This window comes from Chryseobacterium sp. FR054 (assembly GCF_056844565.1).
Genome location: NZ_JBXDSA010000003.1, coordinates 152,354 through 177,684, shown reverse-complemented (window position 1 = coordinate 177,684; position 25,331 = coordinate 152,354). Strand labels below are relative to the sequence as shown.

At 40.2% G+C, this 25,331-nt stretch carries 29 protein-coding genes; 13 read left to right on the top strand and 16 right to left on the bottom strand.

Annotated features, from left to right (window positions below; all coding sequences use genetic code 11):
- Window positions 1-99: 99 nt before the first annotated feature.
- From scpA to AC106S_RS13525, 8 genes are all read left to right on the top strand, one after another.
- Window positions 100-2,220: a methylmalonyl-CoA mutase gene (gene scpA / locus AC106S_RS13560; protein WP_482439814.1), complete on the top strand. Its 2,121-nt coding sequence runs from the start codon at window positions 100-102 to the stop codon at window positions 2,218-2,220.
- A 46-nt stretch (window positions 2,221-2,266) separates the two neighbouring features.
- Window positions 2,267-3,250 (top strand): M28 family peptidase, encoded by a 984-nt coding sequence (locus AC106S_RS13555; protein WP_482439812.1) that lies wholly within the window; start codon window positions 2,267-2,269, stop codon window positions 3,248-3,250.
- Window positions 3,251-3,663: 413 nt separating this feature from the next.
- Window positions 3,664-4,398 carry a hypothetical protein gene (locus tag AC106S_RS13550; protein ID WP_482439810.1) on the top strand — a complete coding sequence of 245 codons (735 nt, stop codon included), beginning with the start codon at window positions 3,664-3,666 and terminating at the stop codon, window positions 4,396-4,398.
- Window positions 4,399-4,424: 26 nt separating this feature from the next.
- Entirely contained in the window at window positions 4,425-5,816 is a 1,392-nt protein-coding gene (locus tag AC106S_RS13545; protein WP_482439808.1) for an RtcB family protein, read from the top strand.
- A 311-nt stretch (window positions 5,817-6,127) separates the two neighbouring features.
- A complete protein-coding gene (locus AC106S_RS13540; protein WP_482439807.1) occupies window positions 6,128-6,673 on the top strand; it encodes a nucleotidyltransferase domain-containing protein in 546 nt (181 codons plus the stop codon).
- A gap of 2 nt (window positions 6,674-6,675) precedes the next feature.
- Entirely contained in the window at window positions 6,676-7,374 is a 699-nt protein-coding gene (prfH, locus tag AC106S_RS13535) for a peptide chain release factor H (protein ID WP_482439805.1), read from the top strand.
- Complete coding sequence (locus AC106S_RS13530; protein WP_482439803.1) at window positions 7,361-7,873, top strand: tetratricopeptide repeat protein; 513 nt, start codon at window positions 7,361-7,363, stop codon at window positions 7,871-7,873. The genes prfH and AC106S_RS13530 overlap by 14 nt, the downstream gene beginning before the upstream one ends.
- 83 nt (window positions 7,874-7,956) lie before the next feature.
- A complete protein-coding gene (locus AC106S_RS13525; protein WP_482439802.1) occupies window positions 7,957-8,958 on the top strand; it encodes an enolase C-terminal domain-like protein in 1,002 nt (333 codons plus the stop codon).
- A 21-nt stretch (window positions 8,959-8,979) separates the two neighbouring features.
- Here the strand turns inward: AC106S_RS13525 and AC106S_RS13520 are convergent, their stop codons facing one another.
- Both AC106S_RS13520 and AC106S_RS13515 read right to left on the bottom strand, forming a co-directional pair.
- Window positions 8,980-9,267, bottom strand: a complete 288-nt coding sequence (locus tag AC106S_RS13520) for a cytochrome C (protein ID WP_482439801.1) — start codon at window positions 9,265-9,267, stop codon at window positions 8,980-8,982.
- A gap of 24 nt (window positions 9,268-9,291) precedes the next feature.
- Window positions 9,292-9,582, bottom strand: a complete 291-nt coding sequence (locus AC106S_RS13515) for a c-type cytochrome (RefSeq protein ID WP_482439800.1) — start codon at window positions 9,580-9,582, stop codon at window positions 9,292-9,294.
- Between the two features lie 166 nt (window positions 9,583-9,748).
- Between AC106S_RS13515 and meaB the strand changes: the two genes are divergently transcribed.
- Complete coding sequence (gene meaB, locus AC106S_RS13510; RefSeq protein WP_482439799.1) at window positions 9,749-10,735, top strand: methylmalonyl Co-A mutase-associated GTPase MeaB; 987 nt, start codon at window positions 9,749-9,751, stop codon at window positions 10,733-10,735.
- On the opposite strand, the gene AC106S_RS13505 is transcribed toward meaB, so the two are convergent.
- A complete protein-coding gene (locus AC106S_RS13505; RefSeq protein ID WP_482439798.1) occupies window positions 10,732-11,286 on the bottom strand; it encodes a DUF4251 domain-containing protein in 555 nt (184 codons plus the stop codon). The genes meaB and AC106S_RS13505 overlap by 4 nt on opposite strands.
- Window positions 11,287-11,394: 108 nt before the next feature.
- Here AC106S_RS13505 and AC106S_RS13500 point away from each other — a divergent pair, with 108 nt between their 5' ends.
- Together AC106S_RS13500 and AC106S_RS13495 are read left to right on the top strand one after the other, a co-directional pair.
- Entirely contained in the window at window positions 11,395-12,201 is an 807-nt protein-coding gene (locus tag AC106S_RS13500) for a M48 family metallopeptidase (protein WP_153396418.1), read from the top strand.
- Window positions 12,202-12,288: 87 nt separating this feature from the next.
- Window positions 12,289-12,600, top strand: coding sequence for a hypothetical protein (locus AC106S_RS13495; protein ID WP_482439796.1), 312 nt, complete (start codon window positions 12,289-12,291; stop codon window positions 12,598-12,600).
- A 39-nt stretch (window positions 12,601-12,639) separates the two neighbouring features.
- On the opposite strand, the gene AC106S_RS13490 is transcribed toward AC106S_RS13495, so the two are convergent.
- From AC106S_RS13490 to AC106S_RS13435, 12 genes are all read right to left on the bottom strand, one after another.
- Window positions 12,640-13,251, bottom strand: coding sequence for an outer membrane beta-barrel protein (locus AC106S_RS13490; RefSeq protein ID WP_482439795.1), 612 nt, complete (start codon window positions 13,249-13,251; stop codon window positions 12,640-12,642).
- Window positions 13,235-14,050, bottom strand: a complete 816-nt coding sequence (locus tag AC106S_RS13485; RefSeq protein WP_482439794.1) for an ABC transporter ATP-binding protein — start codon at window positions 14,048-14,050, stop codon at window positions 13,235-13,237. The genes AC106S_RS13490 and AC106S_RS13485 overlap by 17 nt, the downstream gene beginning before the upstream one ends.
- Window positions 14,050-14,802: an MlaE family ABC transporter permease gene (locus AC106S_RS13480; protein WP_482439793.1), complete on the bottom strand. Its 753-nt coding sequence runs from the start codon at window positions 14,800-14,802 to the stop codon at window positions 14,050-14,052. The genes AC106S_RS13485 and AC106S_RS13480 overlap by 1 nt, the downstream gene beginning before the upstream one ends.
- 115 nt (window positions 14,803-14,917) lie before the next feature.
- Window positions 14,918-16,288 (bottom strand): exopolysaccharide biosynthesis polyprenyl glycosylphosphotransferase, encoded by a 1,371-nt coding sequence (locus tag AC106S_RS13475; protein ID WP_482439791.1) that lies wholly within the window; start codon window positions 16,286-16,288, stop codon window positions 14,918-14,920.
- A gap of 43 nt (window positions 16,289-16,331) precedes the next feature.
- Window positions 16,332-16,961: a 7-carboxy-7-deazaguanine synthase QueE gene (locus tag AC106S_RS13470; RefSeq protein ID WP_482439789.1), complete on the bottom strand. Its 630-nt coding sequence runs from the start codon at window positions 16,959-16,961 to the stop codon at window positions 16,332-16,334.
- Between the two features lie 7 nt (window positions 16,962-16,968).
- On the bottom strand, window positions 16,969-17,853 hold the full coding sequence (locus AC106S_RS13465; RefSeq protein WP_482439787.1) for a bifunctional 5,10-methylenetetrahydrofolate dehydrogenase/5,10-methenyltetrahydrofolate cyclohydrolase: 885 nt from the start codon (window positions 17,851-17,853) through the stop codon (window positions 16,969-16,971).
- A 62-nt stretch (window positions 17,854-17,915) separates the two neighbouring features.
- Complete coding sequence (gene pgi, locus AC106S_RS13460) at window positions 17,916-19,556, bottom strand: glucose-6-phosphate isomerase (RefSeq protein WP_482439785.1); 1,641 nt, start codon at window positions 19,554-19,556, stop codon at window positions 17,916-17,918.
- Window positions 19,557-19,799: 243 nt separating this feature from the next.
- Window positions 19,800-20,405 (bottom strand): hypothetical protein, encoded by a 606-nt coding sequence (locus tag AC106S_RS13455; RefSeq protein ID WP_482439784.1) that lies wholly within the window; start codon window positions 20,403-20,405, stop codon window positions 19,800-19,802.
- Entirely contained in the window at window positions 20,395-20,829 is a 435-nt protein-coding gene (locus AC106S_RS13450; RefSeq protein ID WP_482440604.1) for an RNA polymerase sigma factor, read from the bottom strand. The genes AC106S_RS13455 and AC106S_RS13450 overlap by 11 nt, the downstream gene beginning before the upstream one ends.
- A gap of 99 nt (window positions 20,830-20,928) precedes the next feature.
- Window positions 20,929-21,807 carry a TraB/GumN family protein gene (locus AC106S_RS13445; protein WP_482439783.1) on the bottom strand — a complete coding sequence of 293 codons (879 nt, stop codon included), beginning with the start codon at window positions 21,805-21,807 and terminating at the stop codon, window positions 20,929-20,931.
- A 155-nt stretch (window positions 21,808-21,962) separates the two neighbouring features.
- Window positions 21,963-22,502, bottom strand: a complete 540-nt coding sequence (locus tag AC106S_RS13440) for a hypothetical protein (RefSeq protein WP_482439781.1) — start codon at window positions 22,500-22,502, stop codon at window positions 21,963-21,965.
- A complete protein-coding gene (locus tag AC106S_RS13435; protein WP_482439780.1) occupies window positions 22,460-22,876 on the bottom strand; it encodes a hypothetical protein in 417 nt (138 codons plus the stop codon). The genes AC106S_RS13440 and AC106S_RS13435 overlap by 43 nt, the downstream gene beginning before the upstream one ends.
- A 207-nt stretch (window positions 22,877-23,083) precedes the next feature.
- On the opposite strand from AC106S_RS13435, the gene AC106S_RS13430 reads away from it, so the two are divergent.
- Window positions 23,084-24,442: an acyl-CoA dehydrogenase family protein gene (locus AC106S_RS13430; protein WP_482439779.1), complete on the top strand. Its 1,359-nt coding sequence runs from the start codon at window positions 23,084-23,086 to the stop codon at window positions 24,440-24,442.
- A 47-nt stretch (window positions 24,443-24,489) separates the two neighbouring features.
- Here AC106S_RS13430 and AC106S_RS13425 read toward each other — a convergent pair whose 3' ends face one another.
- Window positions 24,490-24,867, bottom strand: coding sequence for a DoxX family protein (locus AC106S_RS13425; protein WP_482439778.1), 378 nt, complete (start codon window positions 24,865-24,867; stop codon window positions 24,490-24,492).
- 152 nt (window positions 24,868-25,019) lie between these two features.
- On the opposite strand from AC106S_RS13425, the gene AC106S_RS13420 reads away from it, so the two are divergent.
- Window positions 25,020-25,271, top strand: coding sequence for a bacteriocin-like protein (locus tag AC106S_RS13420; RefSeq protein ID WP_482439777.1), 252 nt, complete (start codon window positions 25,020-25,022; stop codon window positions 25,269-25,271).
- The last annotated feature ends 60 nt before the right edge of the window (window positions 25,272-25,331 follow it).

Here is a 25,331-nt window from a genome sequence, read left to right as displayed (position 1 = left end):
CGGTCTTTTTTTATGTTAAAAATCAGACATACAGAATGTTAACATAAGTTTCATGTTTCGTTCAAAAAAATTAACTTTACAGAGACAAAAATTATTGGAATGCGAAAGACAATTTCTGTGAAAAAACCGGACTTTAATGTACTTCCTCAGGAAAGAGAAATTTACAGCTTTGAAAAAGACGGACTGGAGCTAAAATCATCCTATACCCAGGAAGATGTTAAAAATAAAACATTAACACAGACCTCTCCCGGAATTGCTCCTTATCTCCGGGGACCGTATTCCACCATGTATGTACAGAAACCCTGGACGATCAGACAGTATGCAGGTTTCTCTACCGCTGAAGAGTCCAATGCATTTTACAGAAGAAACCTGGCCGCAGGGCAAAAAGGACTTTCCGTAGCTTTTGACCTGGCTACCCACAGAGGATACGACTCCGACCATTCAAGAGTGGTGGGAGACGTAGGAAAAGCAGGAGTAGCCATAGATTCAGTAGAAGATATGAAGATCCTTTTCAACGAAATTCCGCTGGACCAGATTTCAGTGTCTATGACGATGAACGGAGCTGTACTTCCTATTTTGTCATTTTATATCGTAGCAGCAGAAGAGCAGGGAGTGAAGCAGGAACTGCTTTCAGGAACCATTCAAAACGATATCCTGAAAGAATTCATGGTAAGAAATACCTATATCTATCCGCCTGCCCCTTCAATGAAGATCATTGCAGATATTTTTGAATATACTTCACAGAACATTCCGAAATTCAACTCTATCTCCATTTCAGGATACCATATGCAGGAAGCAGGAGCCACTCCGGTGCTGGAAATGGCGTATACCCTTGCAGACGGTCTTGAATACGTAAGAACCGGAATCAAAGCGGGAATGAACGTAGACGATTTTGCTCCAAGACTTTCATTCTTCTGGGCCATCGGAATGAATCACTTCATGGAAATTGCCAAGATGCGTGCCGCAAGATACATCTGGGCAACCCTTTTACAGCAGTTCAATCCGCAGAACCCGAAGTCGCTGGCATTAAGAACCCATTCGCAGACCTCAGGATGGTCGCTTACAGAACAGGAGCCGTTTAACAATATCACAAGAACCGCTATCGAAGCCCTGTCTTCAGCTTTAGGAGGAACACAGTCTCTCCATACCAATGCCTTAGATGAGGCGATTGCCCTTCCTACGGATTATTCCGCAAAGATTGCCAGAAATACCCAGATCATCCTTCAGCAGGAAAGCGGAATCTGTGATGTGGTAGATCCTATGGGCGGAAGCGGCCTGGTAGAAAGCCTTACCCAGCAGATGATTGATGAAGCCATGAAATACATCGATGAGGTAGAACAGGAAGGAGGAATGACCAAAGCCATCGAAGCCGGGATCCCAAAAATGAGAATTGAAGAAGCTGCTGCCAGAAAACAGGCAAAAATTGACAGCGGAGAAGAATTCATCATCGGGGTAAATTCATTCAGAACAGCTTTAAAACAGGATGAAATTGAAATCCTGGATATTGATAATACCGAAGTACGCAGAAAACAGATCGAAAGACTCGAAAAAATAAAATCCGAAAGAAATACCGAAGCCGTAGAGCAGATCCTGAACGAAATCCGTGAAAGCGCAAAAACAGGAAAAGGTAACCTTCTCGCACTTTGCATTGAAGCGGCAAGAAGAAGAGTAACGCTTGGCGAAATGAGCGACGCGATGGAAGAAACCTTCGGAAGATATAAAGCCAATATTAAAACCATATCTGGAGTATATGCCATGAATGCCGGAAAAAACGAATACTTTGAAAAAGCCCTTCATCTGACGCAGAAATTTGAAGAGGAAGAAGGACGCCGCCCAAGAATTATGGTCGCCAAAATGGGACAGGATGGCCACGACAGAGGAGCAAAAGTAGTAGCGACAGCATTTGCAGATATGGGATTTGATGTAGATGTGGCACCGCTTTTCCAGACACCCGAAGAAGTAGCCAAACAGGCTGTGGAAAATGATATTCACATCCTGGGAGTATCTTCACTGGCTGCCGGGCACAAAACATTAGTTCCTCAGGTAGTGGGAGAATTGAAAAAATTAGGTGCAGACGATGTTACAATCGTTGTGGGAGGTGTAATTCCACAGCAGGACTACGAATTCCTGTATGCCAACGGAGCCGACTTTATTTTCGGCCCGGGAACCAATCTTCCTAAATGCGCTGTGGAAATTTTAGAAAAATTTTTAGAAAACTAAACCCGAAAATCTTTAATTTCCGTAAAGAAATTAAAAGCACATCCTTATGGGTTTTAAAAATATAACAAAGCCTGCGACGAGAAAGCTGATTCTCCTCGCAGGTTTATTTTTGGCAGTATTTTTTTTATTTATTTCAGGTAAAGAAGATAAACCGGCAAAAAAGTCCCCGGTTCCTGCTGATAGGGAACGGGTACAGAAACATTTGGAAGCCCTTACCCAAACCCCGGAATTCCGGAATCATAAAAATAAGGATCAGCTGAATGCGGTAGCGGATTATATTCACCAGACTTTTAAAGCTTATAGTGACAGTACAGGTTTTCAGGAATATCAGGTGGATGGGCAGACTTATAAAAATGTAATCTGTTCCTTTGGTACGGAAAACAGCAAAAGAATCATTATAGGCGCTCATTACGATGTTTGCGGAGATCAGCAGGGTGCGGATGATAATGCTACCGGAGTTACTGCTCTTCTGGAACTTTCCAGAATGCTTAAAGGACAAAAGCTGAACTACCGGATAGATCTGGTTGCCTATACGCTGGAAGAACCTCCTTATTTCAGGACAGAAAATATGGGGAGTTACATCCATGCAAAATACCTGAAGGATAACAAAATTGATGTGTATGGTATGGCAAGTGTGGAAATGATCGGCTACTTTAAAGATGAAAAAAGGTCTCAGGATTTCCCTGTTGGCGTACTCTCATGGATTTACGGAAACAAAGGAGATTTCATTACCCTGGTTAAAAAGTTCAGTGGGGCAGGGCCATTTGTGAAAAACTTTATAGACCGTTTTAAAGATTCAAATCAGATAAAGACAGAAACCTTTCCCGCCCCGGGATTTGTGAAAGGAGTAGATTTTTCTGATCATCTGAACTATTGGAAATTCAATTTTCCCGCTCTTATGATCACTGATACCTCATTTTTCAGGAACAAAAATTATCACCAGACCACAGATACCCTGGAAACGCTTGATATCAATAGGATGACAAAAGTAATTGATGCCATTTTTCTCAGCATTATTCACCTGAAATGAAAAAAAATATTTGGATGATAAGAAAAATGTATATATTTGCACCTGAAAATAAAGTTTAACCCATTAAAAACAACGAAGCAATGTTCAAAACGAATCAGAATTCTACAACTGGATTACCGCTTATGGCGGAAAGGCTTCGTGGTTTGGTACACTCTTAGAATAATAGTATAACGAAATATCAAAACCCGAAGTCGCCGAGATTTCGGGTTTTTTATTGCGCAATATTTCAAACTCAGAAGTTTTCCCGGAATCTTTTTTAGTGTCATTACAGGATGAAATGTCTGAAACTTTCATGTTCAGAATCATGAGTCCTTCATTGTAAAACCCGTCAACTGAAATTTTAGTTGATTAAGAATTGCATGTGATGTATCAGAAGTCAATGTCTGGTACTTCACCGCTGAACTCTCTATTAAATGGAAGATGATAACCTTCTGTCTTATCGGCTGAGAAGTCTGAGAAGCAGAAAAAGAACAATTAAAAAAGATGTAGAAAAACAGATAAGAAAAAAATATAAACGTAGTGATGAGCTTTGGGAAATAAGAAGAAATAGGCCGCTGATTCCTCTGGATCAACCTTACCAATTGGGATTTGTAAGATTCTTTGTCGTAAGGGATGATGTGATGAGAAGCAAAGACGGGGCATTTTTCGAAGGAATTCTGAAGAAAATAAATACTTATATGTATTCCGGAAGCCGGCAGTTTCTGAAAAAGAAAAAAAAGTCCGGGCGGAGAATATACGTAGAACGGGAGCAGAAACTCAACCGTGTTTCCTCATATTCCTGGATCAGTCCGAAGTTTGGACTTACCCCAGCAGAAAAGCAGTATTTCCTGAAAAAAGAAGAATACTGTCCTTTCCGGAAGTCCAACCAGATTTACTACGAATTCATTGAGCCGTGGAGATTTACCCTGAGAGTGAGACCTCATATGATTACCCACTACAAACCCCTGGATGCAGAGCTGGAAAAAGAGTATGCAGAGCTGGAGTCGTACCTGGGGCAGCATAAAGTAAAAGGAATCATTCATAAAACCATTTATGGCAGATCCTACCGCTGGGAAATGAAGTATAAAACAGATCTTATCAAACGCAGGAAATATGTTGCCTGCACAATGTCTGCAACCGAGATTGCAGATCACTATCTGGACGTTTAAGTCCGCTATTATTTAAAACAAAAACAATGGGAAATTTAAAACTAAAAGGAAAAGATATATTAAAACTGGGCTACCCGAACAATCAAAGTATCAACGTGGCTCTGGAAGTTATGAAAAGAAATTTTGCGACTAAAAACATTCATTATGTAAAATCTCTTTTAAAGGAAATCCTGCTGAATCCGGAGCATTTTGAAAAAGACTTAACCTTCGGGCAGATCGCTGAGTCTCTTTTGTCTTCAAAGAAAACAGAAAAAAGAATGCTGAATACCCAGCGTGCCTCTTTTCAGATCTTCGGATCAGATATTTCTGAAGAAGCCAAAAACCAGCTGTATACCGCTTTAAAGCTGCCGGTATCGGTGCAGGGAGCACTGATGCCTGACGCACACAGTGGCTACGGTCTTCCGATAGGAGGGGTACTGGCAGTGGAAAACGCGGTCATCCCTTATGGAGTAGGAATGGATATAGGATGCAGAATGTGTCTGAGTATCCTGGATACCCCGGTTTCATATCTTGACGGTGCCAGAGAAAAATATGAAAAAGCACTGGCCGAACATACCAAATTCGGAATGTATGAGACCCACAAATCTCACGTAGAACATGAAATTTTCGATAGGGATACTTTTGATCTGATCCCTATTCTGAGAAGATTAAAAGGCAAAGCCATCAGACAGATGGGATCTTCCGGAGGAGGAAATCACTTCGTGGAATTCGGTGAAGTGGAAATCACGGAAGAAGACGAACAGATCGGGCTTCCAAAAGGAAAGTATCTGGGAATCCTTTCGCACAGCGGATCAAGAGGACTGGGAGCTGAGATTGCTCAGTACTATTCCAGAGTAGCCGCAGAGCAGTGCCCGCTTCCGAAAGAAGCCCAGCAGTTTGCCTGGCTTGACCTGAATACCCATCTGGGACTGGAATACTGGACCGCGATGAATCTTGCCGGAGACTATGCCTCAGCCTGCCATGACGATATTCACAGAAGACTGGTAAAAGCCGTGGGAGGAAGAGTAAAAGCCCGAATCGAAAATCATCACAATTTTGCGTGGAAAGAGATTCACAACGGAAAAGAAGTCATTGTTCATAGAAAAGGAGCCACCCCCGCCAGTGAAAATGAGCTGGGAATGATTCCCGGATCTATGACAGCGAAAGGATTCATCGTACGGGGTAAAGGAAATCCCGACGCCCTGAATTCAGCTTCACACGGAGCCGGAAGAGCTCATTCAAGAGCAGAATGCAGAAGTTTATTCACACAGAATGACATCAAAAAAGAGCTGAAATTAAAGAAAGTCACTCTGATGGGCGGAAATACGGAAGAAGCCCCGATGGCCTACAAGGATATTCATGAAGTGATGAATGCACAGAGTGATCTGGTAGACATCCTGGGAACATTCCAGCCGAGAATCGTGAGAATGGATAAATAAACTGATCTGACTAAATTTTATATTTCTTCAGATCTACAAAAAAACATTAACAGCAAAGTCGATGAATGATTTTGCCTTATTTTGAGTGAGCAAAGTGATGCGACTTCGTCGCTGATGAAGCGATATGTTTATCCATGTGCTTCGACGAATCAGCGGAGTTGATTCTATTCTTTGCTCCCTTAAAATCAGCAGTTTCAAAAATGAAAACTCTGCGTTAGAAAAAATGCAAAGAATGTGATTTAAATAAGGATTTGAACATTATACAAAAAATCAAATTTAGAAATTTAAACAGGTTTTAAAAAAACAAAAAAATGGGAGCACCGCATAATATAAAAAGATATGGAGAGGTCTGGCCGGAATTCAGAATCCGGTTAGGGCTTGAAATTTTAGAGAAATTAAAAGATAAAGTCATTATATCAGGAGGCTGGGCATGGCACTTCATGTCAGAAAAAGGACATACGGAATATAAGCATGCACATGATCACAAAGATATTGATGTTTTTGTGAGGAAAGAAAATGTAGCAGAAGTAGTAATGATCCTTCAGCAGAACGGATTTCAGAAAGTCGGGACCCGTTACGATCATTTGCCGAGTGAAGAAAATTTTCGGAGATATGAAAAAACAGTAGAACTGGAAAACGATCAATTTCACAGAATCACCATCGATTTTTTTGAAAGAAATGATCTTGAAACCATAGAAACCAACGGGTTTACCGTTGTGAAGCCTGATGTTTTACTTTCATTTTACAGAAACATTCATTCAAGTGATAAATGCTGGGCAGTAATGGCTGCAAAAGAATTATTACAAAAGGGAACAGATCCGGTTGGGCATCCCTTATTAAGTAAAATACCGGAATAACAATGGAAAAATTAATTCAGATCACCTCAGGAAGAGGACCTTTGGAATGTCAGTGGGTAACCGCGAAAATTCTGAAGGTTTTCCTGGAGGAAGTCAAAGAAAATAAAATAGATTACGAAATCATCCACCGTGAGAATGGGGATGAAAACCTTACCCTGAAATCGGTAACCATCCTTTTAAAAGGGAAAGAGGTTGCTGCATTTTTGAAAAGCTGGCTGGGAAGCATATGCTGGACAGGAAAAAGTACCTTCAGAAAACTTCATAAACGGAGTAACTGGTTTATCGGAATCTTTGAACTGGAAGGACTGGAAAAAATAAATTTCAGTGAAAAAGATATTCAGTTCCAGACAACAAGAAGTCAGGGAAGTGGCGGCCAGAATGTGAATAAAGTAAATACAGCAGTCCGTGCCGTACATATACCGACAGGAGAAAGTGTTTTCGCACAGGATTCACGTTCGCAGCTGGAAAATAAAAAACTGGCTGTGGCAAGATTAAAGGAAAAAGTCGCGGGACTTTACATCCGCCAGCTGGAAAAACGAATGCAGGATACCTGGAACAATCACCTTCAGGTACAGAGAGGTAGCCCGGTGCGGACTTTTACAGGAACCGATTTTAAAAAGAACAGAAAGGACAAATCTTTTAAAAAGCAAAGAAATGCCCTAAAAAAAGACCTTAAAAACGACAACAATGACCTTAACTAAGAATAAATACTATTTTGAAGCGGTAGACAACTATCCTTACTACCTTGCAGACTGCCTTGAAGCGCTCAACTATGCCCTTGCCTATGATCCGCAGGATGCCGACAGCCTATGCCTGATGGGAAGAATACATTCCGAAGTGCTGAAAGATTATGAAACGGCAAAAGCTTATTTTGAAGAAGCTCTGCAAAATAATATCGGTAATATCAACACCCCGAAATACTATATCAGCTGTCTTTTGAATAACGAAGATTATGATCAGGCCGAAAAGTTAATAGAATTCGCTTTAAAGCTCAAAGGAATAGATAAGACTGACCTTTTTTGCTCCCAATCTCTTTTGTTTGAAAAAAAAGGTGACTTTAAAAAAGCTTTAAAAAGCCTTAAAGAAGCCAAGAAGACCAGCCTTACCCAATCTATGACAGACAAACTGAAGGAGAAAGAGAAATTCATCAGAAGTAAAATGCCGGAAAGCAAAAAAAAGAAGAAGAAGGGGACAAAATAAGTCTCCTTTTTTGTAGTTTTAATAAACGGGAGACTATATAACGTTACTTCTAGCCGTATTATTTTCGGCAATTAAAAGTTAAAATGATGAAAATAACAGTCAGTTTCGGTATCAGGCAGCTTCTGCTGAAAGAAACCTTTTCCATTGCTTACGGAAATTATAACCGGAGAGATGCTCTTCTCATAGAATTATCGTATCAGGGCTTCAAAGGATACGGAGAGTGTGTGGCGATAGATTATTACCGGATCAGTCTTCAGGATTTTATGATAAAACTGAAGGAAATTCAGCCTTTGCTGGAAAATCAGACCATTGTTCATCCTGCTGAATTTTTCAGAACCATTTCAGCAATGAATCTGCATCCATTCCTCTTGTCAGCCCTGGATTGTGCTTATTGGGATCTTTTCGGGAAGCTCGAAAATAAAAGTTTTATCGAACTGAACAGTCTTCCGGCTGAAAATCTTACAGAAAGTTCTATTACCATTTCGGTTGGAAATATTGAAGATCAGATGCGGAAAATAGAAGAAAGCAGCTGGAACAGATTTAAAGTGAAATGCAAAGGATTGGATAAAGATCATATCAAAAAACTGCTGGAACTCAACCGGAATATCGCCCTGGATTCCAATGCCAGTTTTACCGAAGAAGATTGTATCTGGCTTCAGCAAAACTCAGAAATACAGAAATTTACCTACATAGAGCAGCCACGACCGGTTGATCAGTATACAGTTTTAAAAAAAGAGGGTTCTGCCAATTGGATGGCAGATGAAGACTGCCGGGATATAGATTCTCTGGAAAAATTGATTCCCTATTATAAAAGCGTCAATATTAAGCTGATGAAATGTGGTGGCCTTACTCCTGCTCTGGAAATGATCAGAAAAGCAAAAGAACTGGGATATAAAGTAATGATCGGGTGTATGACAGAATCTACCGTTGGAATCTCTGCGGGCTGTGTTCTGGCCGGGCTCACAGATTTTGCAGATCTGGACGGCGCCAATCTGATATCCAATGATGATGCTTCCGGAAATTTTGTAGAGAACGGGAAGATTATTCTCTCAGGAAAGCCGGGTTTAGGGATAGCACTGAAATAAAATAAGCTTTCAAAAGAAAGCTTATTTTTTATTTACAGAAATCAGATAATCATAAACCATCTGGTGCTGATCATCATTTAACTTGGCTTTTGGAGCCATTCTGCTCAGAGTTTTTATCCAGCCCTGATCGTCATGTTTGGCAGGATCCGGAAGCTTGTGACACTTGGCACATGAATTTTCAAAAATAGTCTTACCCTGAACAAGCTGTTCAGATGCCGTATACTTCGGGCCTGTTACAGCCGTACTTTTAGGTCCGCATGATACAAGAAACGCAGAACCGGCAGCCATACTTAAAATTAATTTTTTCATATCCCTTATTTTGTTTGTTGATGCTTATTTCTTTACAGAAACAATGTAATCATAGACCCACTGGTGCTGCTCGTCATTCAGCTTGGCTTTCGGTGCCATAGAGTTCATAATACCTACCCACTGTACAGAAGTATGGGAGGTAGGATCCGGCAGTTTATGGCATTTTCCGCACGAGTTTTCAAATATTACTTTTCCCTGGGCAATCTGTTCAGCCGAAGAAACAGCAGGTCCCGCAGGAGAAGCGGTAGAAGCCTTCGGGGTACAGGATGCCAATAAAATTCCGGTAAGTAATAGGCCAGCAGCTATTTTTTTCATGTTTCTTATTTTTTTTGAATAATAACAAATGTAGGAATTTCCCTTTCCCGTTGGGCGGTCTGCTGCTAGTTTTAATTTAGAAGAAATAAAAATTAATAATCAGCTAAAGCCTTTTGCCATGCCTTTACATATTGCCTTTTCAGTTTTAATTATTAATTTTGGATCAATGAAATTTTCTACAGAAGAGCTAATAGAAGGAATACGGTCAGGAAACAAACGCCTGATCGCAAAAGCAATTACATTGGCCGAAAGTAAAAAGGCAGAACACAGAATCCAGGCAGAAGAACTTCTGAAAAAAATAATGCCTTTCACCGGAAAGTCTGTGCGTGTAGGAATAACAGGCGTTCCCGGTGCCGGAAAATCTACGTTCATCGAAAGTTTCGGGAGGCTGGCCATTGCGAACGGGAAAAAAGTAGCGGTTCTGGCTATTGATCCAAGTTCTTCTATCAATAAAGGAAGTATTTTAGGAGATAAAACCAGAATGGAAGAGCTGGCTAAAGAAGAGAATGCTTTTATACGTCCTTCACCAAGCTCCGGTTTTTTAGGCGGTGTAGCCAATACCACCTTTGAAACCATGATGATCTGCGAAGCAGCCGGCTATGATTATATTCTTATCGAAACCGTAGGAGTAGGTCAGTCTGAAGTTTTGGTTGCTGATATCACGGATGTATTTTTATTTCTTAAAATTATCGGAGGCGGAGATGAACTTCAGGGGATCAAACGCGGTATTATGGAAATGGTAGATCTTATTTTCATTAACAAAGTAGATCCGGATAATCTTCAGAAAGCCAAAAATACAAGGCTGGAGCTGAAACGTGCTCTAGACTTTATTCCTCCCAAAGAAAAGAACTGGAAAATTCCCGTACTGCTGGGCTCAGCACTGAATAATGAAGGGCTGGATGAGGTGTACGGAAAAATCGATGAATTCATCAGCCTGAAAAAGAAAACCGGAAGATTTGAAGAAATCCGTACACAGCAGGCTGAAAAACGTTTTGAGTACTGGGTGCAGGAATATATACTCGCCCTGATGAAAAAAAGTGATGCAGTAGAGGAAGCCTATATCATGCACAAAAAAAATGCTTCAGAAATGGTTTCCAATCCAAGTACTGAAGCAAAATTATTTGTTGAGAAGTTTTTATCGAAAAAAGATTAAGGTTTAGCTTCCTCTTTTTTGGTTTCTTCATTTTTTGAAATATATCCGTCATACGTAATCGGCTGTCTGTCATTACTTCTCACCGATACAAAGGTTTTTCCGGTTTTAAAAATTTCTATATTGATTTGTTCCACATTTTTTATATCATTCGGCTTGATTATTAAAGTCCATGTACCTTTTTTATTCTGGGATTTACTGATGCTGAAATCATTGGAGGTAAATCTGTAACTGTTGCCGTCAGCATTTCCATAATTGGTTGAGGTAAAGACTCTCCCGAAGTAAGGCAGAACAACATCCATTTTATTCCCACGGAATTCTATGGTGTAATTTCCGTTTAATTCAAGTATTCTTGATGCAGTGGAATTGGGGATTGAATTCATTACCCGGATGACATCGTAATTGGTAGGATTGGCACGCTGCGCATAAAATGTAAACTCCCGGGAATTCACAAGAGCGTCTACTATTTTCGGATCTGCTGAAGCCTGTGAAGAACAGCTTTGGAAGAAAAACAGAAATCCAAAAATAAATATAAATGAAATATACTTTTTCATAACCATAATTATTGTTAATTTTAAATAGCAAAATGTATGCAAATATATTCTTTCATAACCATTTTGGAATAGAAATTGTAAATGTTGAATTATTAACACACCCGAACAATGAAAATAACACAACTATTAGGAATAGGGGCAATTGCGCTGACAGTTTCAGCCTGTACGACCAATCCCATTACGGGAAGGTCTTCATTACAGATCGCCAATAATTCAGAAATACTAACAATGTCTGCTCAGGAATATAAAACGACATTGTCTAAATCCAAGATCATCACCGGTACAGCAGACGCTAAAAGAGTGGTGAGTGTGGGAAGCAGAATAAAAAGTGCCGCAGAAAAATATTATCAGAACATAGGAAGATCGGCAGATCTTGCCAATTACAATTGGGAATTCAACCTGTTACAGAGTAACGAGCTGAATGCCTGGTGTATGCCTGGTGGAAAAGTTGCCGTATATACAGGAATCCTGCCGGTTACTAAAAATGATAACGGTCTGGCAGTAGTAATGGGGCACGAAGTTTCCCATGCATTGGCAGGACATGGAAATGAAAGGATTTCCCAGGCTATGATGGCACAGTATGGAGGAGCTATTTTAGGAAGTACTATTTCCAATGCGCAGTGGGCCAGTATTTTTGAAAAAGCATATCCTATCGGTTCTCAGGTTGCCTTATTGAAATACGGCAGAAGCCAGGAATCTGAAGCAGATCAGATGGGGCTGTATCTGATGTCGATGGCAGGCTATGACCCGAGAGAGGCAGTACCGTTCTGGAACAGGATGGAAGCCGCTTCTTCAGGAGCAAGGCAGCCGGAATTCCTGTCTACCCACCCTAATCCGGAAACCAGGATCTCAGATATCAACAAAAACCTTCCAAAAGCTTTAGAATATTATAAAGCGGCCGGAGGAAAGATATAATTTGAATTTTTAATCTTGTATAAAGCCTTATTTTATTTTTTCGTAAATTAGTAAGGCTTTTTTACTACAACCACTAAACACGATATTATGAAAAGCTTATCAATTACCGGGCTTATACTGCTTGCAGTTTCGGCACTTCTTTTTTACCTGACGACGGATTTTACCGTTGAAAAAATTACGCTCTCCCATATGATGGGAATGATGGCCGGAGTTGGAATCGGACTGATCATCGGAGGGATGGTAGGCTATCTGAGCAAAGGAAGTGCGATGAAGGCCGAACAGAAGAAAAAAGAATTCAGACAGCTTCAGAAAGACAAAGAAGAACTTGAAAAACAGGCGGCGGATATTGCCAAACGGGAAGCAGAACTTCAGGAACAGAATAAAAGCCCTCAAATCTAAGATTCAGAGGGCTTTCTTATAGTTGTTATTTCGATTGATTTAAAACTTATATCCTAAACCTACCATAAATAAGTTCGGTCTGTTATCATATCTGATCTCCGATCCCGAAACTTTATTGATGAAGTTTCTCTCATCCTTACTGAAAGCTCCTTCATATCTCGCATTCACGATCAGTTTTTTTATTTCCAGCTGGGCTCCGAACTGGTAGCCTACCGTGAAGTTGTTTTTGGCATTTTCTTTAAAATCATTGTACGTATTATCCGTACTTAAATTATAACTGGCCACAGGTCCTACAAAAACGCCCAGCATATTGCCCAGTACATTATATCCTAAAAGAACCGGCATATCAATACGGTTGCTTTTTACATCAAAAGTGGTATTTTCGGTTGTAAATTCATTTTTGAAGTGGGTATAATATAATTCCGGCATTACAAAAAGAGAAGTCGGAAGCCCAACTTTTAATGAAAGTCCTACATTGAAACCGGCATTGTTTTTTCCTGTCCCGTCAATTGCTTCATTTACCGTTCCCTTGATGTTTTTCCAGGAAGGAGATCCCGTAGGGAATATTAAGTTGGCCTTACCTGCCAGTGAGATCTGTGCGGAAGCCAGCATCGAAAATCCGATTAATGCTATACTAAGTACCTTTTTCATTATCATCTATTTTAGTGATTGTATTTTCAATCGTTTTGTTATTTTCAAGTAAATATTCTCTCAGCTCTTTAAACAGTTCTGAAGAATAAACGAAATCAATAAGATTTTTATTGCCCGCAGTGATCAGTACGTCTTTATTTCCTTCCCATTCCTTGATTCCCAGTCTCAGGTATACAATTTTCTCCCCAATCGTCATTACAGAATTCATGTCGTGGGTGTTGATGATGGTGGTGGTGTTGTATTCTTTGGTAATTTCCAGCAGAAGATCATCAATCACGTTGGAAGTATAAGGATCCAGCCCGGAATTGGGCTCATCACAGAACAGGTATTTCGGATTGTTGACGATTGCTCTGGCAATGGCCACCCTTTTCTGCATCCCTCCGGAGATTTCAGAAGGAAACTTTCTGCCGGCTTTATCCAGGTGAACCCTGCCAATTACCTCAAAAACCCTCTTCTTTTTCTCTCTGTAAGTAAGGTTGGTGAACATATCCAGCGGAAACATAATATTTTCCTCCACCGTAAGTGAATCAAAAAGGGCACTTCCCTGAAATACAGTTCCGATCTCTGATCTCAGATGCTGTTTTTCATCACGGGTCATGGTATTGATATCTTTACCGTCAAAAAGGATCTCTCCTGATGATGGCTGGTATACATTCAGTAAACTTTTCAGGAAAACGGTTTTTCCCGAGCCGCTCTGCCCGATGATCAGGTTTACCTTTCCTTTGTCAAACGAAGTTGAAATTCCCTTAAGCACTTCAACATCTCCAAAACTTTTCTTAAGATCTTTTACCTCAATCATCAGCTTAATATTAATTGGGTTAAAATTAATTCAGAAATAATAATGAACACCATCGTCCATACTACTGCCTGTGTACTGGCCCGTCCTACTTCCAGCGATCCGCCTTTTACATTATACCCGAAATAAGAAGGAACCGTAGCAATGATAAAAGCAAATACCGTAGTTTTTATAAAGGCATAATAAACAAACAGGTTCGGCATATACATCTGGATCCCTACAATATAATCGTTTTCCGTCCAGTTTCCCGTTAAAATCCCGGCAATATACCCACCCAGGATACCAAATACTATACTGATGGCAATAAGGAGCGGATTAAAGATCACACAGGCGATAATTTTAGGGAATATAAGGAAGTTAGGAGAATTTACCCCCATAATATCCAAAGCGTCAATCTGCTCGGAAACCCTCATCGTCCCGATACTGGATGCGATATAAGAGCCTACTTTTCCTGCCAGAATCAGGCTGATAATGGTAGGTGCAAATTCCAGGACAAGAACCGCTTTGGTGGCATATCCCACAAAAGAAGGAGGAATAGGAAAGGAGGAAGCATCAAAATTATTGAACATCTGAATAGCCACTACCGCTCCTACGAATATAGATGTAAAGACAACTAACCCGAAAGAGTTGACTCCCAAATCATTGATTTCTCTCATAAACAGCTTCCAGAAAACCCTCATTTTCTGAGGCTTCTGTAAGGATTTACCTAGAAGGAGGATGTATTCTCCTACTGCTGTGAAAAACTTTTTTAACATGCCGCTAAATTAGACTTTTTTATTTAATTAAAGTTAAGACCGAGTTTAAGATCTGAGCCTTATTGAATCTCAGAATCCAACAGATTTCCGCAATCCGGATCTTGGTATGTTTAATTTATTTCGCGTTTTTATCTCCGCCAATAACCAGGAAAACCGTCTTGAAAATGATGACCAGATCCAAAACAAAGCTCCAGTTTCTTACGTAAAAGGCATCTGCAAGAATCCTTTTTTTCATTTCTACTTCCACATCTCCGTAATCTCCCCTCAAACCGCTTACCTGGGCCAGTCCCGTAATACCAGGGCTTACCATACTTCTTAAACTGTATCTTCCGATCTTGGGTTTGTAATAGTTGTCCACAGCCAGCATATGAGGGCGTGGCCCTACTACGGACATTTCCCCTTTCAGTACATTGATAAACTGTGGAAGCTCGTCAAGGCTGGTTTTCCTCAGAAATTTTCCGATTCTGGTAATTCTTGAATCGTTTTCTTCAGTTGTTTTGATGGTAGACTGGTCATTAACCACCATGGTTCTGAATTTAAGACAGTCAAATACCTCCTCATGAAAACCATATCTTTTCTGAACAAAAAAAACAGGCCCTTTGGATGTTGTCTTTATTAAAAGAGCAACAATAGGGAACAGCCATGAACATATAAAAATCAGGATAATAATGGAGAATACCATGTCAAAGGTTCTTTTTACCAGTGAGTTGGCATAATAATCCAGAGGATATTTGGCCTGGTTCAGAACAGGCTGGGTCTGGATATAGCCGAGATCATACAGGAAAAAGTCACTTTGGGTAATGCTGGGAATCAGAGATACATGTACCTTATTGTCTTCTGCCAGCCGGAAGATCTCTGTTTCCAGTTCTTCGCCAAAATTATTTTCCGTGGATAAAAACAGGGTATGGATACCATTCTTTTTCCAGAAAGTGACTAACTCTGTGTTATTAATATCGGAATTTTCATATTCAAATATTTTGTATCCGTAATCTCTTCTGTTTTTGAAGATATTCTTTAAAATATCGGTAGCATCTGTTTCTCCCAGAAACATAACGTTTCTGTAATTGATTCCCAGAGACCGGAAATATTTAATAGAGAAAAATATAATCGATCTTGTAAAGAAAATACAGAAAAAAAGATAGAAGAAAAGCCAGTAAATATCTGAAGTGAAGAATACATTCTTACTTACTTTCCCGATCAGCAGAACGCCCAGTGTAAAAAATAAAAAATGAACCAGGAGACGTTCCAGAAACAGGGTGTAGGTAAGGTTTCTCGGGATATTGTAAATTTTTGTCCTGCCGCTCAGCAGCATCCAGAACAAAAACAGCAGTATCAGTGAAAAAATATTCTGGTACCAGGTTTCTTCGTGATATTTTAAATCCTCGTTTCTGCTGACAAAAAAGAATATAAAAATAGATGCAATAACCATAAGGTCAAGCAAAATGATGATCGATTTCAGGTATCTGGAGTATCGAATTCTCTGCATCTATCGGTGTTATAACGGATACGAAAGGCTAAGGTACGTATTTTTACGGGATATTCAGATATTTGTGGGTCTGAACTGATGCCTGCCATTCCGGATGGGCTAAAATAAAATCGGTGATCTTAGGATACATCTCATCACGGCGGCTCCATTCGCTCTGCATGTACAGCCGGCAGTTCCCGGAAACCCTTGATGCCTGCTCCTGGGCAAACGTAAAATCGTGGTTGTTGAAAATGATGACTTTTAGTTCATTGGCTTTCTGGTAGATTTCTTCTTTCGGAAGACCTGTTTTCTTTGGAGAAAGCGTGATCCAGTCCAGCTGCCCGCTCATTGGGTAGGCTCCCGAAGTTTCAATATGGATGCTGCATCCAAGTTCCTTAAGCCTGGAAGTCAGAATATCCAGATTCCACATTAAAGGTTCTCCGCCGGTAAGAACGATTGTTTTACAGTGTTTTGCTGCTGTTTCTGCAATTTCTTCCGTATTCATCAGGGGATGAAGGTTGGGGTCCCAGCTCTCTTTCACATCGCACCAGTGGCAGCCTACGTCACAGCCTCCCAGCCTGATAAAATAAGCGGCTTTTCCGGTGTGGGCACCTTCTCCCTGTAAAGTGTAAAAATGCTCCATCACAGGGAGCATTTTACCTTCTTTTAATAAAATATCTTGTTCTTTATTCATTTTAAAATTAGTCGTTATAAACCGAAGTTTTATAAGCGATGATGGTATTCTTCATCAGCATGGCTCTTGTCATGGGGCCAACTCCTCCCGGTACCGGTGTAATCCAGCTTGCTTTGGCGGCACAGCTGTCAAAATCTACATCACCGGCCAGGTAATATCCTTTTGGAGAATCATCATCTACTCTTGTAATTCCTACATCCACAATCACGGCTCCGTCTTTGATCATTTCTCCTTTCAGGAAGTGAGGATCTCCTAAAGCTGTGATCACGATGTCTGCTTTTTTGGTGTATTCTTCAATATCTTTCGTGTAAGAGTGAGTAAGGGTTACCGTAGAATTTCCAGGGAAATCTTTTCTTCCCATCAGGATACTCATCGGTCGTCCTACAATCTTACTTCTTCCGATAATAACGCAGTCTTTTCCTTTGGTTTCAATATTATACCTTTCCAGAAGCGTCAGAATTCCGAAAGGGGTAGCCGGAAGGAAAGTATCCATTTCCAAGGCCATTTTTCCAAAATTTTCAGGGTGGAAACCATCCACATCTTTTCTCGGATCGATGGCATTGATGATTTTTTCCTGATCTATCTGATCCGGTAAAGGAAGCTGAACGATAAATCCGTCAACTGCTTTGGACTTGTTCAGTTCGTCAATTGTTTCCAGGAGTTCGGATTCGGAAACGGTGCTTGGAAACTTAATCAGACTGGACTGGAATCCTACTTCCTCACAGTCTTTCACTTTTGCGTTTACATATGCCTTGCTTGCTCCGTTATTTCCCACAAGAATAGCTACCAGATGCGGAGCCCTTCTTTTTGATGCGAGAATCTTTTCCACTTCAGCCTTGATCTCTGCTTTTATTTCTTTGGATACTTTTAATCCGTCAAGAATTTCTGCCATTTTTACTTTTTTTACTTTATTTAGATTTATTAGATACTATCATATGCTGAAGCCAGCCGGTTTTATTTGTTTTCTTTGTAATAATTGATCAGTCCGTTGGTAGAACTGTCATGAGAACTGATGGTCTCATTATTTTCAAGTTCAGGAAGGATTTTATTGGCTAATACTTTTCCTAATTCCACTCCGAACTGGTCAAAGCTGAAAATATTCCAGATCACTCCCTGAACAAATATTTTATGTTCATACATCGCAATTAACTGTCCCAGTGAAAAAGGGGTTAATTCTTTGAATAATATGGAGTTAGTGGGTGTGTTGCCGTGGAAGACCTTATAATTCAACAGTCTGTCTGCTTCTTCTTCAGATTTACCGGAATGTCTAAGTTCCTCTCCCGCTTCCTCTTCTGTTTTTCCGAAGGCAAGTGCCTCAGTCTGAGCAAAAAAGTTGGCCAGTAATTTATCCTGGTGGTCAGAAACTTTATTAGAACTCCTGGCATAAGCGATAAAGTCTGCCGGAATAAGTTCTGTTCCCTGGTGAATCAACTGATAGAATGCATGCTGTCCGTTGGTTCCAGGTTCTCCCCAGATGATAGGGCCGGTTTCGTATTCTACAAATTCACCGTTCCGGTCTACACATTTTCCGTTGCTTTCCATATCTCCCTGCTGAAGATAGGCGGCAAACCTGTCCAGATACTGGGAATAAGGAAGAATGGCATAGCTTGTTGCAGCGTAAAAATTACGGTACCAGATTCCTAAAAGTCCCATTAAAACAGGAATATTCTCTGAAAAGTCAGCTGTCTGGAAATGCTGGTCAGTATCGGATGCTCCTTTTAAAAGCTGTTCGAAGTTGTCGTAGCCTACCGCAAGAACAATGCTTAAGCCAATAGCACTCCAAAGCGAATATCTTCCGCCAACCCAGTCCCAGAATTCAAAGATATTTTCCTCTGCAATTCCGAATTTTTTAACTTCCTGAATATTAGTGGATAAAGCGACGAAGTGTTTTGCCACATCCTCTTCTTTACCTGCTTTTAAGAACCAGTCTTTGGCAGAATAGGCATTGGTCATCGTTTCCTGTGTGGTAAACGTTTTGGAAGCGATAATGAATAATGTGGTTTCCGGATTCAGGTTTTTCACGGTCTCAGCAATATGATTGCCGTCTACGTTGGAAACAAAATGAACGTTCAGTCTTGTTTTGAAATGTTTTAAAGCTGAACATACCATCACAGGACCAAGATCCGATCCTCCGATTCCTATATTCACCACATCCGTGATCTCTTTTCCGCTGAAACCTTTATGTTCCCCGGAAATAATTTTTTCGGAGAACGCTTTCATATGATCAAGCACTTTCCTGATCTGTGGCTTTATATTTTCTCCGTCTACGAGGATTTCTTTATCTGAAAAATCCCTTAAAGCAGTATGCAGAACGGCTCTTCCCTCGGTTTCGTTGATCTTGTCTCCGGAAAACATCCTGGAAATGGCATCTTTCAACTGGCATTCTTCTGCAAGTTTCAGTAAAAGAGCTTTTGTTCTGGAATCGATCAGGTTCTTGGAATAATCAAAAAGAAAATCATTTCTTTGGATAGAAAATTCTTTAAAACGGTTCGGGTTGTATTGGAAAAGCGTTCTCAGATCGAAATCATTTCCTGCGAAATGTTCATCAAGCGCTTTCCAGCTGTCAGTCTCTATAGGATTTATTTTTGATAGCATAGGATAAGAATTATGTGAACCGGAAAATGAAAAGAACCGTCAAAAAAAGATCAGAATTCATATCATTTTATTTCCGATCTGCAAATTTAAGGAAAAATAAAACCTCAAATAAATTTGAGGGTGATAAATAACGTTTTTTTAAAAAAAGAAACCCCGGAATCTGATCTGAGGTTTCATGGTTATTGTTTTTTTAAGAGTCTTCAAATAAATTTTTTCCGGCGGAGAAATGCTGAAGACGGAAATCTATTCATCCATATCATCAAGGATTTTTTCCAATTGCTTTGCATTGCGGCCGTAAACGTATTTTGTCCATAATACAATACTGGCAACTACTCCAAGTGTACCGATAAGTACAATCAGGATCAGGGCCAGCTGATAGCTTTCTGCAAGCTGGCTCAGCGATTTTCCTTTTTCTTCAAGAGTATTGTAGATCAAAAGTCCTATGGTAATCAGGAAGTGCGGCAGGAGCAGGAATCCAAAAGACTGATATCTTTCCATGTTTAAACGGAGCTCATGGTAGATCTTCCAGAGACTGTTCCTGGTGTTTCCGGTATAAAGACCGGTTTTTTTATAAAATTGATAGAACCCGAACAGATAATAGCAGGATATTACAGCCATCATAACATAGGATGTATAGTAAATCACATACTGTGATGAGGGAAATCCAAACTGTAAAGGAAAAAAGGCAATAAGAATTACAGCCAGCACCTGTGCGGGAAATTCTTTTTTCATACTTTTTCTTATCCTTTCAACCGGATGCTTGCTTTCCTGTAAGTGTTCTATATTGTCCGGAATATGAACATTGCTTTCTTCATTATTCCACTGTTCTTTTAATTGATCAAAATTCATAGCCTGTTTTTTTGATGATTTGCTGTATTTTTTCTTTTGTTCTGTTGAGTTTTACACGGGCATTGCCTTCACTGAGACCTAAATTGCTGCCGATTTCTTTATGAGACATTCCTTCCATGAAATAGAATATTACCGCTTTTTCCAAAGGATTGAGCTCCTGAACAGCCTGGTAAAAGACTTCCAGCTGCTTGTCTTTTGCGGGATTGTATTCCTCGCTCTGTACCTCGAAATGCCGGGGAGCTTCCGTGTGGTTTTGTGCTCTTTTCTTTTCCTTTTTCAGATAAGTAATTGCCGTATTGACCGCTACACGGTACATCCAGGTAGAAAACTCACTGTCTCCTTTGAAGGTCTGATAAGACTTCCATAGCTGGATGAGAATTTCCTGCTGAAGATCTTCCCGGTCTTCCAGAGAATCGGCATAGATGCGGGAGGCCTTATATAAAATACCTTTGTGCCGGTTGATCAGCGTTAAAAAAGTGGCTTCAGTCTGACTGCTCACGATAATGTCATGGTTTGGGTTATATTATAGCTCTGATACCGGTTTTACAGTATATCCTTTGGCTCTGAGCAGCTTGATGATTCCGTTATCTCCCATTAGGTGGGCACCGCCAACTGCGAAAAGATTCGTTCCCTTTTGCATCATAGCCGGCATTTTTTCCACCCAGTTTTTATTCCGGTCTGTAAGCATTGCTTTTTCCTGTTTATCGCTCATAAATTTATCATTTTTAAAGAGACTGTAAACCGACTGTACATCTTCTTTTTTGAAAGCATCAATCATTCCTTTAAGAAGGGCTTCGTACTCCCTGCCATTTTTCAGCTGTTTAATGACTTCTTTCAGATCATATGCTTTATTGATTGAAGTCAGCTGATCTTCCACTTTTTCAAGACCGTCAATACTTTTTTTGTTTTTAAGGGCTGTCTGTAAAAGTTCTATTTCATAAGATTTTATTTCAGTCTGAGGACATGGAACGGCTTTCATGGAAATGAGCGCATACAGAGCCTGAGAGGAGGAATTATCCATGTTTTTGAGATTGGTTCCGTAATCAGCAAGAATTTTATCCAGTTCTTTGGCATCTTCTGCCGTAAGCTGATCCGACAATTTCTTATCCGTTTGAAACATTCCCTGCATGGCTGCCATTTCTTTGGGATCCGTATAATTGATTTCCGTTACAAAGCGGTCTGCTTTTTCAAGAGCCTTCACTACCTTCGGTTTTATTTCAAAATCCTTACTGCACATGATGTGGCAGGTTCCGGTAATATAAGACGGCTGTGAAAGACCATTTCCCGTTACTTCCCAGAGAACACTGTTTTCACTGTTCTGTTTTTTACCCTGTTGTGCGCCGGCTGTCATAAAAATCATTGAAGTTAATGCTGCGAATCCGAGTTTTACTAAATTTTTCATGTTATAATTTTTTTTGATTTTCTATTCTTTTAAACAGTAGGTAAGAGCAGTACACCACTCGTTACAGTTTTTTTTGAAAAAAAATAAAACCTCCCTGAAAAAGGAGGTCTGTAAAATCTAAAATTATGATGATAACCAGTTGGTTAGGATAGCTTTTATGATTCTGAAATTTTAGGCTGTTCAGGCTTTACTGTCTTTCTTTTTCTTAAAAAATAGATCACAGCAGCGATGATCAGCAGGAGCGGCCAGGCTGTAATAAGACCTACCGTAATCTTTTGAATCAGGTAAAAACCTTCAACAAAAGCATTTTTAGCATCATAAATAAAATTGAATTTATATTGATGGTCAATATTGGTGGTATTGCTCACGGCAATCTGGGCAATGCGCAGCCGGGGCTCTTTAATGTAGATGTCAATGGTGCTGTATTTAAGATCGTTTCCGGTGTTCATACTGGCCAGCTTCTGAAGGTTTCCTTCTGACATATTCTGGTCATCAAGCTCCACTTTATCCTTTGTTGCTTTAAGTTTGTCAATGTTCTCACCGGTTTTTTTTATCCTTGTCCCTTCCATTTCCGCATATTTGATGTCAAAGGTTACATCTTCCGCATGAATGGCCCTTGAGTTCAGGAACAGTTTTTTATCATTAACCAACGCTAAAAATTCACCAAGCTTTTCAGCGGGAACACGAACCTGCATCGTATTTTCTGTCTGGTATTTTTGATGAGCATGGCTTCTTCTTCAGACGTGTTGTAGGTATTTTCTGAAACCACATTGCTGGTAAGGTTGCTGTGAGTGACAAAACCTCCCAGCTCCTGAACCGATTTTTCAATGGAAACGGTTGCTTCATACACATCTTTTACTTCCATATTTACATCGGCAGTTTTAATGAACTGCTTGTCCTTTACCTGGATAGAAGCAGCAGAAGATATACTGTCTGTAACAGGTACCGCAGTAGAATCTGCCATTTCGTAGGCTTTGCTTTCAGCGTCGGGTGCTCCTACTTTTTTACATGAAAGAATTCCCAGTAAAAGAACAGCGGATAATGATAGTTTGAGGTAGGTCGTTTTCATAGCGTTGATGTTTAATGGTTTGCTTATCCCAAAGTTCAGACAGGATCTTTTGTAACCTTTGAAAATTCAGCGTAAAAAGTTTGTAAAGAAAAATTCGGTTTTAATGAATTGTAAATGAGTGTTTTGTAAAATATTTCTGAACGCAGTCCTTTGTTTTCGGAGTGATTTTTGCTTGTCTTTTACAAGCCAAACCCTTAAAACATTATTATGTCCAATACTTTTTCCAAAATCAGAAACGTAATAGAATTATTCAGATCCATAGATTTTGAACAGCTGGGTTCAATTTCTCAAAAAGTAGATCTTCCGAAACTGATGCAGAACTTCTCCCGATTAGATGATAAACAGCTGAACGGATTGATGAAAATGCTGGATCCTGATAAGAAGAAAAAAGAACTTCCGCCTGTGGATGGTGACTTCTATGATATTTATCATACTTTAACCCCGGAGCAGCGCGAAATTCAGCTTAAAGTAAGAGCGTTCATGGAAAAAGAGGTGAAACCGCTGGTCAACCATTACTGGCTCAGGGATGAATTTCCTTTCGAACTGATCCCAAAATTCCAGAAACTGAATATTTGCGGAGTTACCTATGAAGGCTACGGCTGTCCGGGAATGCCTTTTCTGATGGAAGGCGTTATTGCGATGGAAATGGCCAGGATAGATGCTTCCATTGCTACTTTCTTTGGCGTTCAGTCCGGGCTGGCAATGGGTTCTATTTATATCTGCGGATCGGAAGAGCAGAAACAGAAGTGGCTTCCGCAGATGCAGAAATTTGAAAAAATCGGAGCTTTTGGCCTTACAGAACCGGAAGTAGGCTCCGGAGCTGCGGGAGGGCTTACGGTAACCTGTAAAAAAACACCGGAAGGATGGATTCTGAACGGCCAGAAAAAATGGATCGGAAACGCCACATTTGCAGATGTGATTATCATCTGGGCCAGGGATCTGGACAGTGGTGAGGTGAAAGGTTTCATTGTTGAAAAAGACAATCCCGGATATTCGGTAGAAAAGATCAAGGGAAAAATGGCTCTGAGAATCGTACAGAATGGTTTGATTACCCTGAAAGACTGTCTGGTCACCGAAGAAAACCGCCTGCAGCATGCGGATTCGTTCAAAGATACCGGAAAAGTACTGCGGATGACCAGGGCAGGAGTTGCATGGATGGCTACCGGATGCGCAAGAGGAGCCTATGAAAGTGCTTTGGATTATACACGGAAAAGAGAGCAGTTTGGGAAACCTATTGCTTCGTTTCAAATGATCCAGGGCCATCTTGTGGAGATGCTTTCCAATCTCACCGCCATGCAGACCATGGTCTTCAGGCTTTCCGAAATGCAGGATGAAGGCATATTAAAAGATGAACATGCTTCACTGGCTAAGGTTTTCTGTACCCTCAGAACCCGGGATATTGTTTCCAGGGCAAGAGAAGTAATGGGGGGTAACGGTATTTTGCTGGAATATGATGTGGCAAGGTTTGTGGCAGATGCCGAGGCTATTTATTCTTACGAAGGAACAAAAGAAATCAACTCCCTGATCGTGGGAAGATCGATCACGGGATTCAGTGCGTTTATATAAAACAGATGACCGGTTGCAGAAAAGCGGTTGGTGTAATATGAGATCTGCTAACTGACTAAATTTTTATACTTTTCTCTGTTGTCAATAATCACCCAGATATTGATCAGGAAAAGTACAACAGACATGATGATGCCTGTCTGGCTTGGATCTCTGTATACATTCTGCAGAACAATTCCAACCATTACGGGAAGAATTATAACAGCACCCAACGCTCTGGTTTTTGGGAAGATAAATAAGATGCCGCCAATGATTTCTACAATGCCTACCAATGGAAACAGCCAGCCGATTTCGTTGAAAGCGGCATAAATCTTCATCTGCTCATCAGTCATTTTGGGCATTGGAGCGTATTGGAAAAACTTGTTCAGCCCTGCATTCATAAACATCAGAGCGAACAGCAGGCAAATAATAAACTTTATGATTTTCATAATTGATGATTTTATATCAAATGTAAAATAAAAGCATCATATTTTTTATCAATTTCATGAAAAAAATATATTGTAAAGGTTAATGTAATGTTAATGGTGTTTTTTTATCAATTAATTTGCTATTTTTAAGAAACAAATTAAACCAGAATATTATGTTGAAAAATCTTAAGAAACTGAATCGTACAGATTTAAGAGAAATCCATGGCGGAATTAAAATTGATTTATGTGATATCGGCCCGGTAGGCTGTCCGTGTAAAATTCCTCCCGGTCATCCCTGTTTAGGAGGAGGTTCCGGAGGTGGAGGCGGAACAGATCCGAATATGGGATACTGTCCGGATATTAAAGATTATATTCCTTGTACAGAAACATGTCCTAACGGAATGAGCCCGTTCTGCGCATTATAAAACTTACAGAATCCGTTTCAGCAGAGACGGATTTTTTTGTTTGCAGTGTACAATTGAAAG

Bases quoted from the DNA above. Each gene is read 5' to 3' on its own strand.
- scpA (WP_482439814.1), top strand. From the start codon at position 100: ATGCGAAAGACAATTTCTGTGAAAAAACCGGACTTTAATGTACTTCCT.
- AC106S_RS13555 (WP_482439812.1), top strand. From the start codon at position 2,267: ATGGGTTTTAAAAATATAACAAAGCCTGCGACGAGAAAGCTGATTCTC.
- AC106S_RS13550 (WP_482439810.1), top strand. From the start codon at position 3,664: ATGGAAGATGATAACCTTCTGTCTTATCGGCTGAGAAGTCTGAGAAGC.
- AC106S_RS13545 (WP_482439808.1), top strand. From the start codon at position 4,425: ATGGGAAATTTAAAACTAAAAGGAAAAGATATATTAAAACTGGGCTAC.
- AC106S_RS13540 (WP_482439807.1), top strand. From the start codon at position 6,128: ATGGGAGCACCGCATAATATAAAAAGATATGGAGAGGTCTGGCCGGAA.
- prfH (WP_482439805.1), top strand. From the start codon at position 6,676: ATGGAAAAATTAATTCAGATCACCTCAGGAAGAGGACCTTTGGAATGT.
- AC106S_RS13530 (WP_482439803.1), top strand. From the start codon at position 7,361: ATGACCTTAACTAAGAATAAATACTATTTTGAAGCGGTAGACAACTAT.
- AC106S_RS13525 (WP_482439802.1), top strand. From the start codon at position 7,957: ATGATGAAAATAACAGTCAGTTTCGGTATCAGGCAGCTTCTGCTGAAA.
- AC106S_RS13520 (WP_482439801.1), bottom strand. From the start codon at position 9,267: ATGAAAAAATTAATTTTAAGTATGGCTGCCGGTTCTGCGTTTCTTGTA.
- AC106S_RS13515 (WP_482439800.1), bottom strand. From the start codon at position 9,582: ATGAAAAAAATAGCTGCTGGCCTATTACTTACCGGAATTTTATTGGCA.
- meaB (WP_482439799.1), top strand. From the start codon at position 9,749: ATGAAATTTTCTACAGAAGAGCTAATAGAAGGAATACGGTCAGGAAAC.
- AC106S_RS13505 (WP_482439798.1), bottom strand. From the start codon at position 11,286: ATGAAAAAGTATATTTCATTTATATTTATTTTTGGATTTCTGTTTTTC.
- AC106S_RS13500 (WP_153396418.1), top strand. From the start codon at position 11,395: ATGAAAATAACACAACTATTAGGAATAGGGGCAATTGCGCTGACAGTT.
- AC106S_RS13495 (WP_482439796.1), top strand. From the start codon at position 12,289: ATGAAAAGCTTATCAATTACCGGGCTTATACTGCTTGCAGTTTCGGCA.
- AC106S_RS13490 (WP_482439795.1), bottom strand. From the start codon at position 13,251: ATGAAAAAGGTACTTAGTATAGCATTAATCGGATTTTCGATGCTGGCT.
- AC106S_RS13485 (WP_482439794.1), bottom strand. From the start codon at position 14,050: ATGATTGAGGTAAAAGATCTTAAGAAAAGTTTTGGAGATGTTGAAGTG.
- AC106S_RS13480 (WP_482439793.1), bottom strand. From the start codon at position 14,802: ATGTTAAAAAAGTTTTTCACAGCAGTAGGAGAATACATCCTCCTTCTA.
- AC106S_RS13475 (WP_482439791.1), bottom strand. From the start codon at position 16,288: ATGCAGAGAATTCGATACTCCAGATACCTGAAATCGATCATCATTTTG.
- AC106S_RS13470 (WP_482439789.1), bottom strand. From the start codon at position 16,961: ATGAATAAAGAACAAGATATTTTATTAAAAGAAGGTAAAATGCTCCCT.
- AC106S_RS13465 (WP_482439787.1), bottom strand. From the start codon at position 17,853: ATGGCAGAAATTCTTGACGGATTAAAAGTATCCAAAGAAATAAAAGCA.
- pgi (WP_482439785.1), bottom strand. From the start codon at position 19,556: ATGCTATCAAAAATAAATCCTATAGAGACTGACAGCTGGAAAGCGCTT.
- AC106S_RS13455 (WP_482439784.1), bottom strand. From the start codon at position 20,405: ATGAATTTTGATCAATTAAAAGAACAGTGGAATAATGAAGAAAGCAAT.
- AC106S_RS13445 (WP_482439783.1), bottom strand. From the start codon at position 21,807: ATGAAAAATTTAGTAAAACTCGGATTCGCAGCATTAACTTCAATGATT.
- AC106S_RS13440 (WP_482439781.1), bottom strand. From the start codon at position 22,502: ATGCAGGTTCGTGTTCCCGCTGAAAAGCTTGGTGAATTTTTAGCGTTG.
- AC106S_RS13435 (WP_482439780.1), bottom strand. From the start codon at position 22,876: ATGAAAACGACCTACCTCAAACTATCATTATCCGCTGTTCTTTTACTG.
- AC106S_RS13430 (WP_482439779.1), top strand. From the start codon at position 23,084: ATGTCCAATACTTTTTCCAAAATCAGAAACGTAATAGAATTATTCAGA.
- AC106S_RS13425 (WP_482439778.1), bottom strand. From the start codon at position 24,867: ATGAAAATCATAAAGTTTATTATTTGCCTGCTGTTCGCTCTGATGTTT.
- AC106S_RS13420 (WP_482439777.1), top strand. From the start codon at position 25,020: ATGTTGAAAAATCTTAAGAAACTGAATCGTACAGATTTAAGAGAAATC.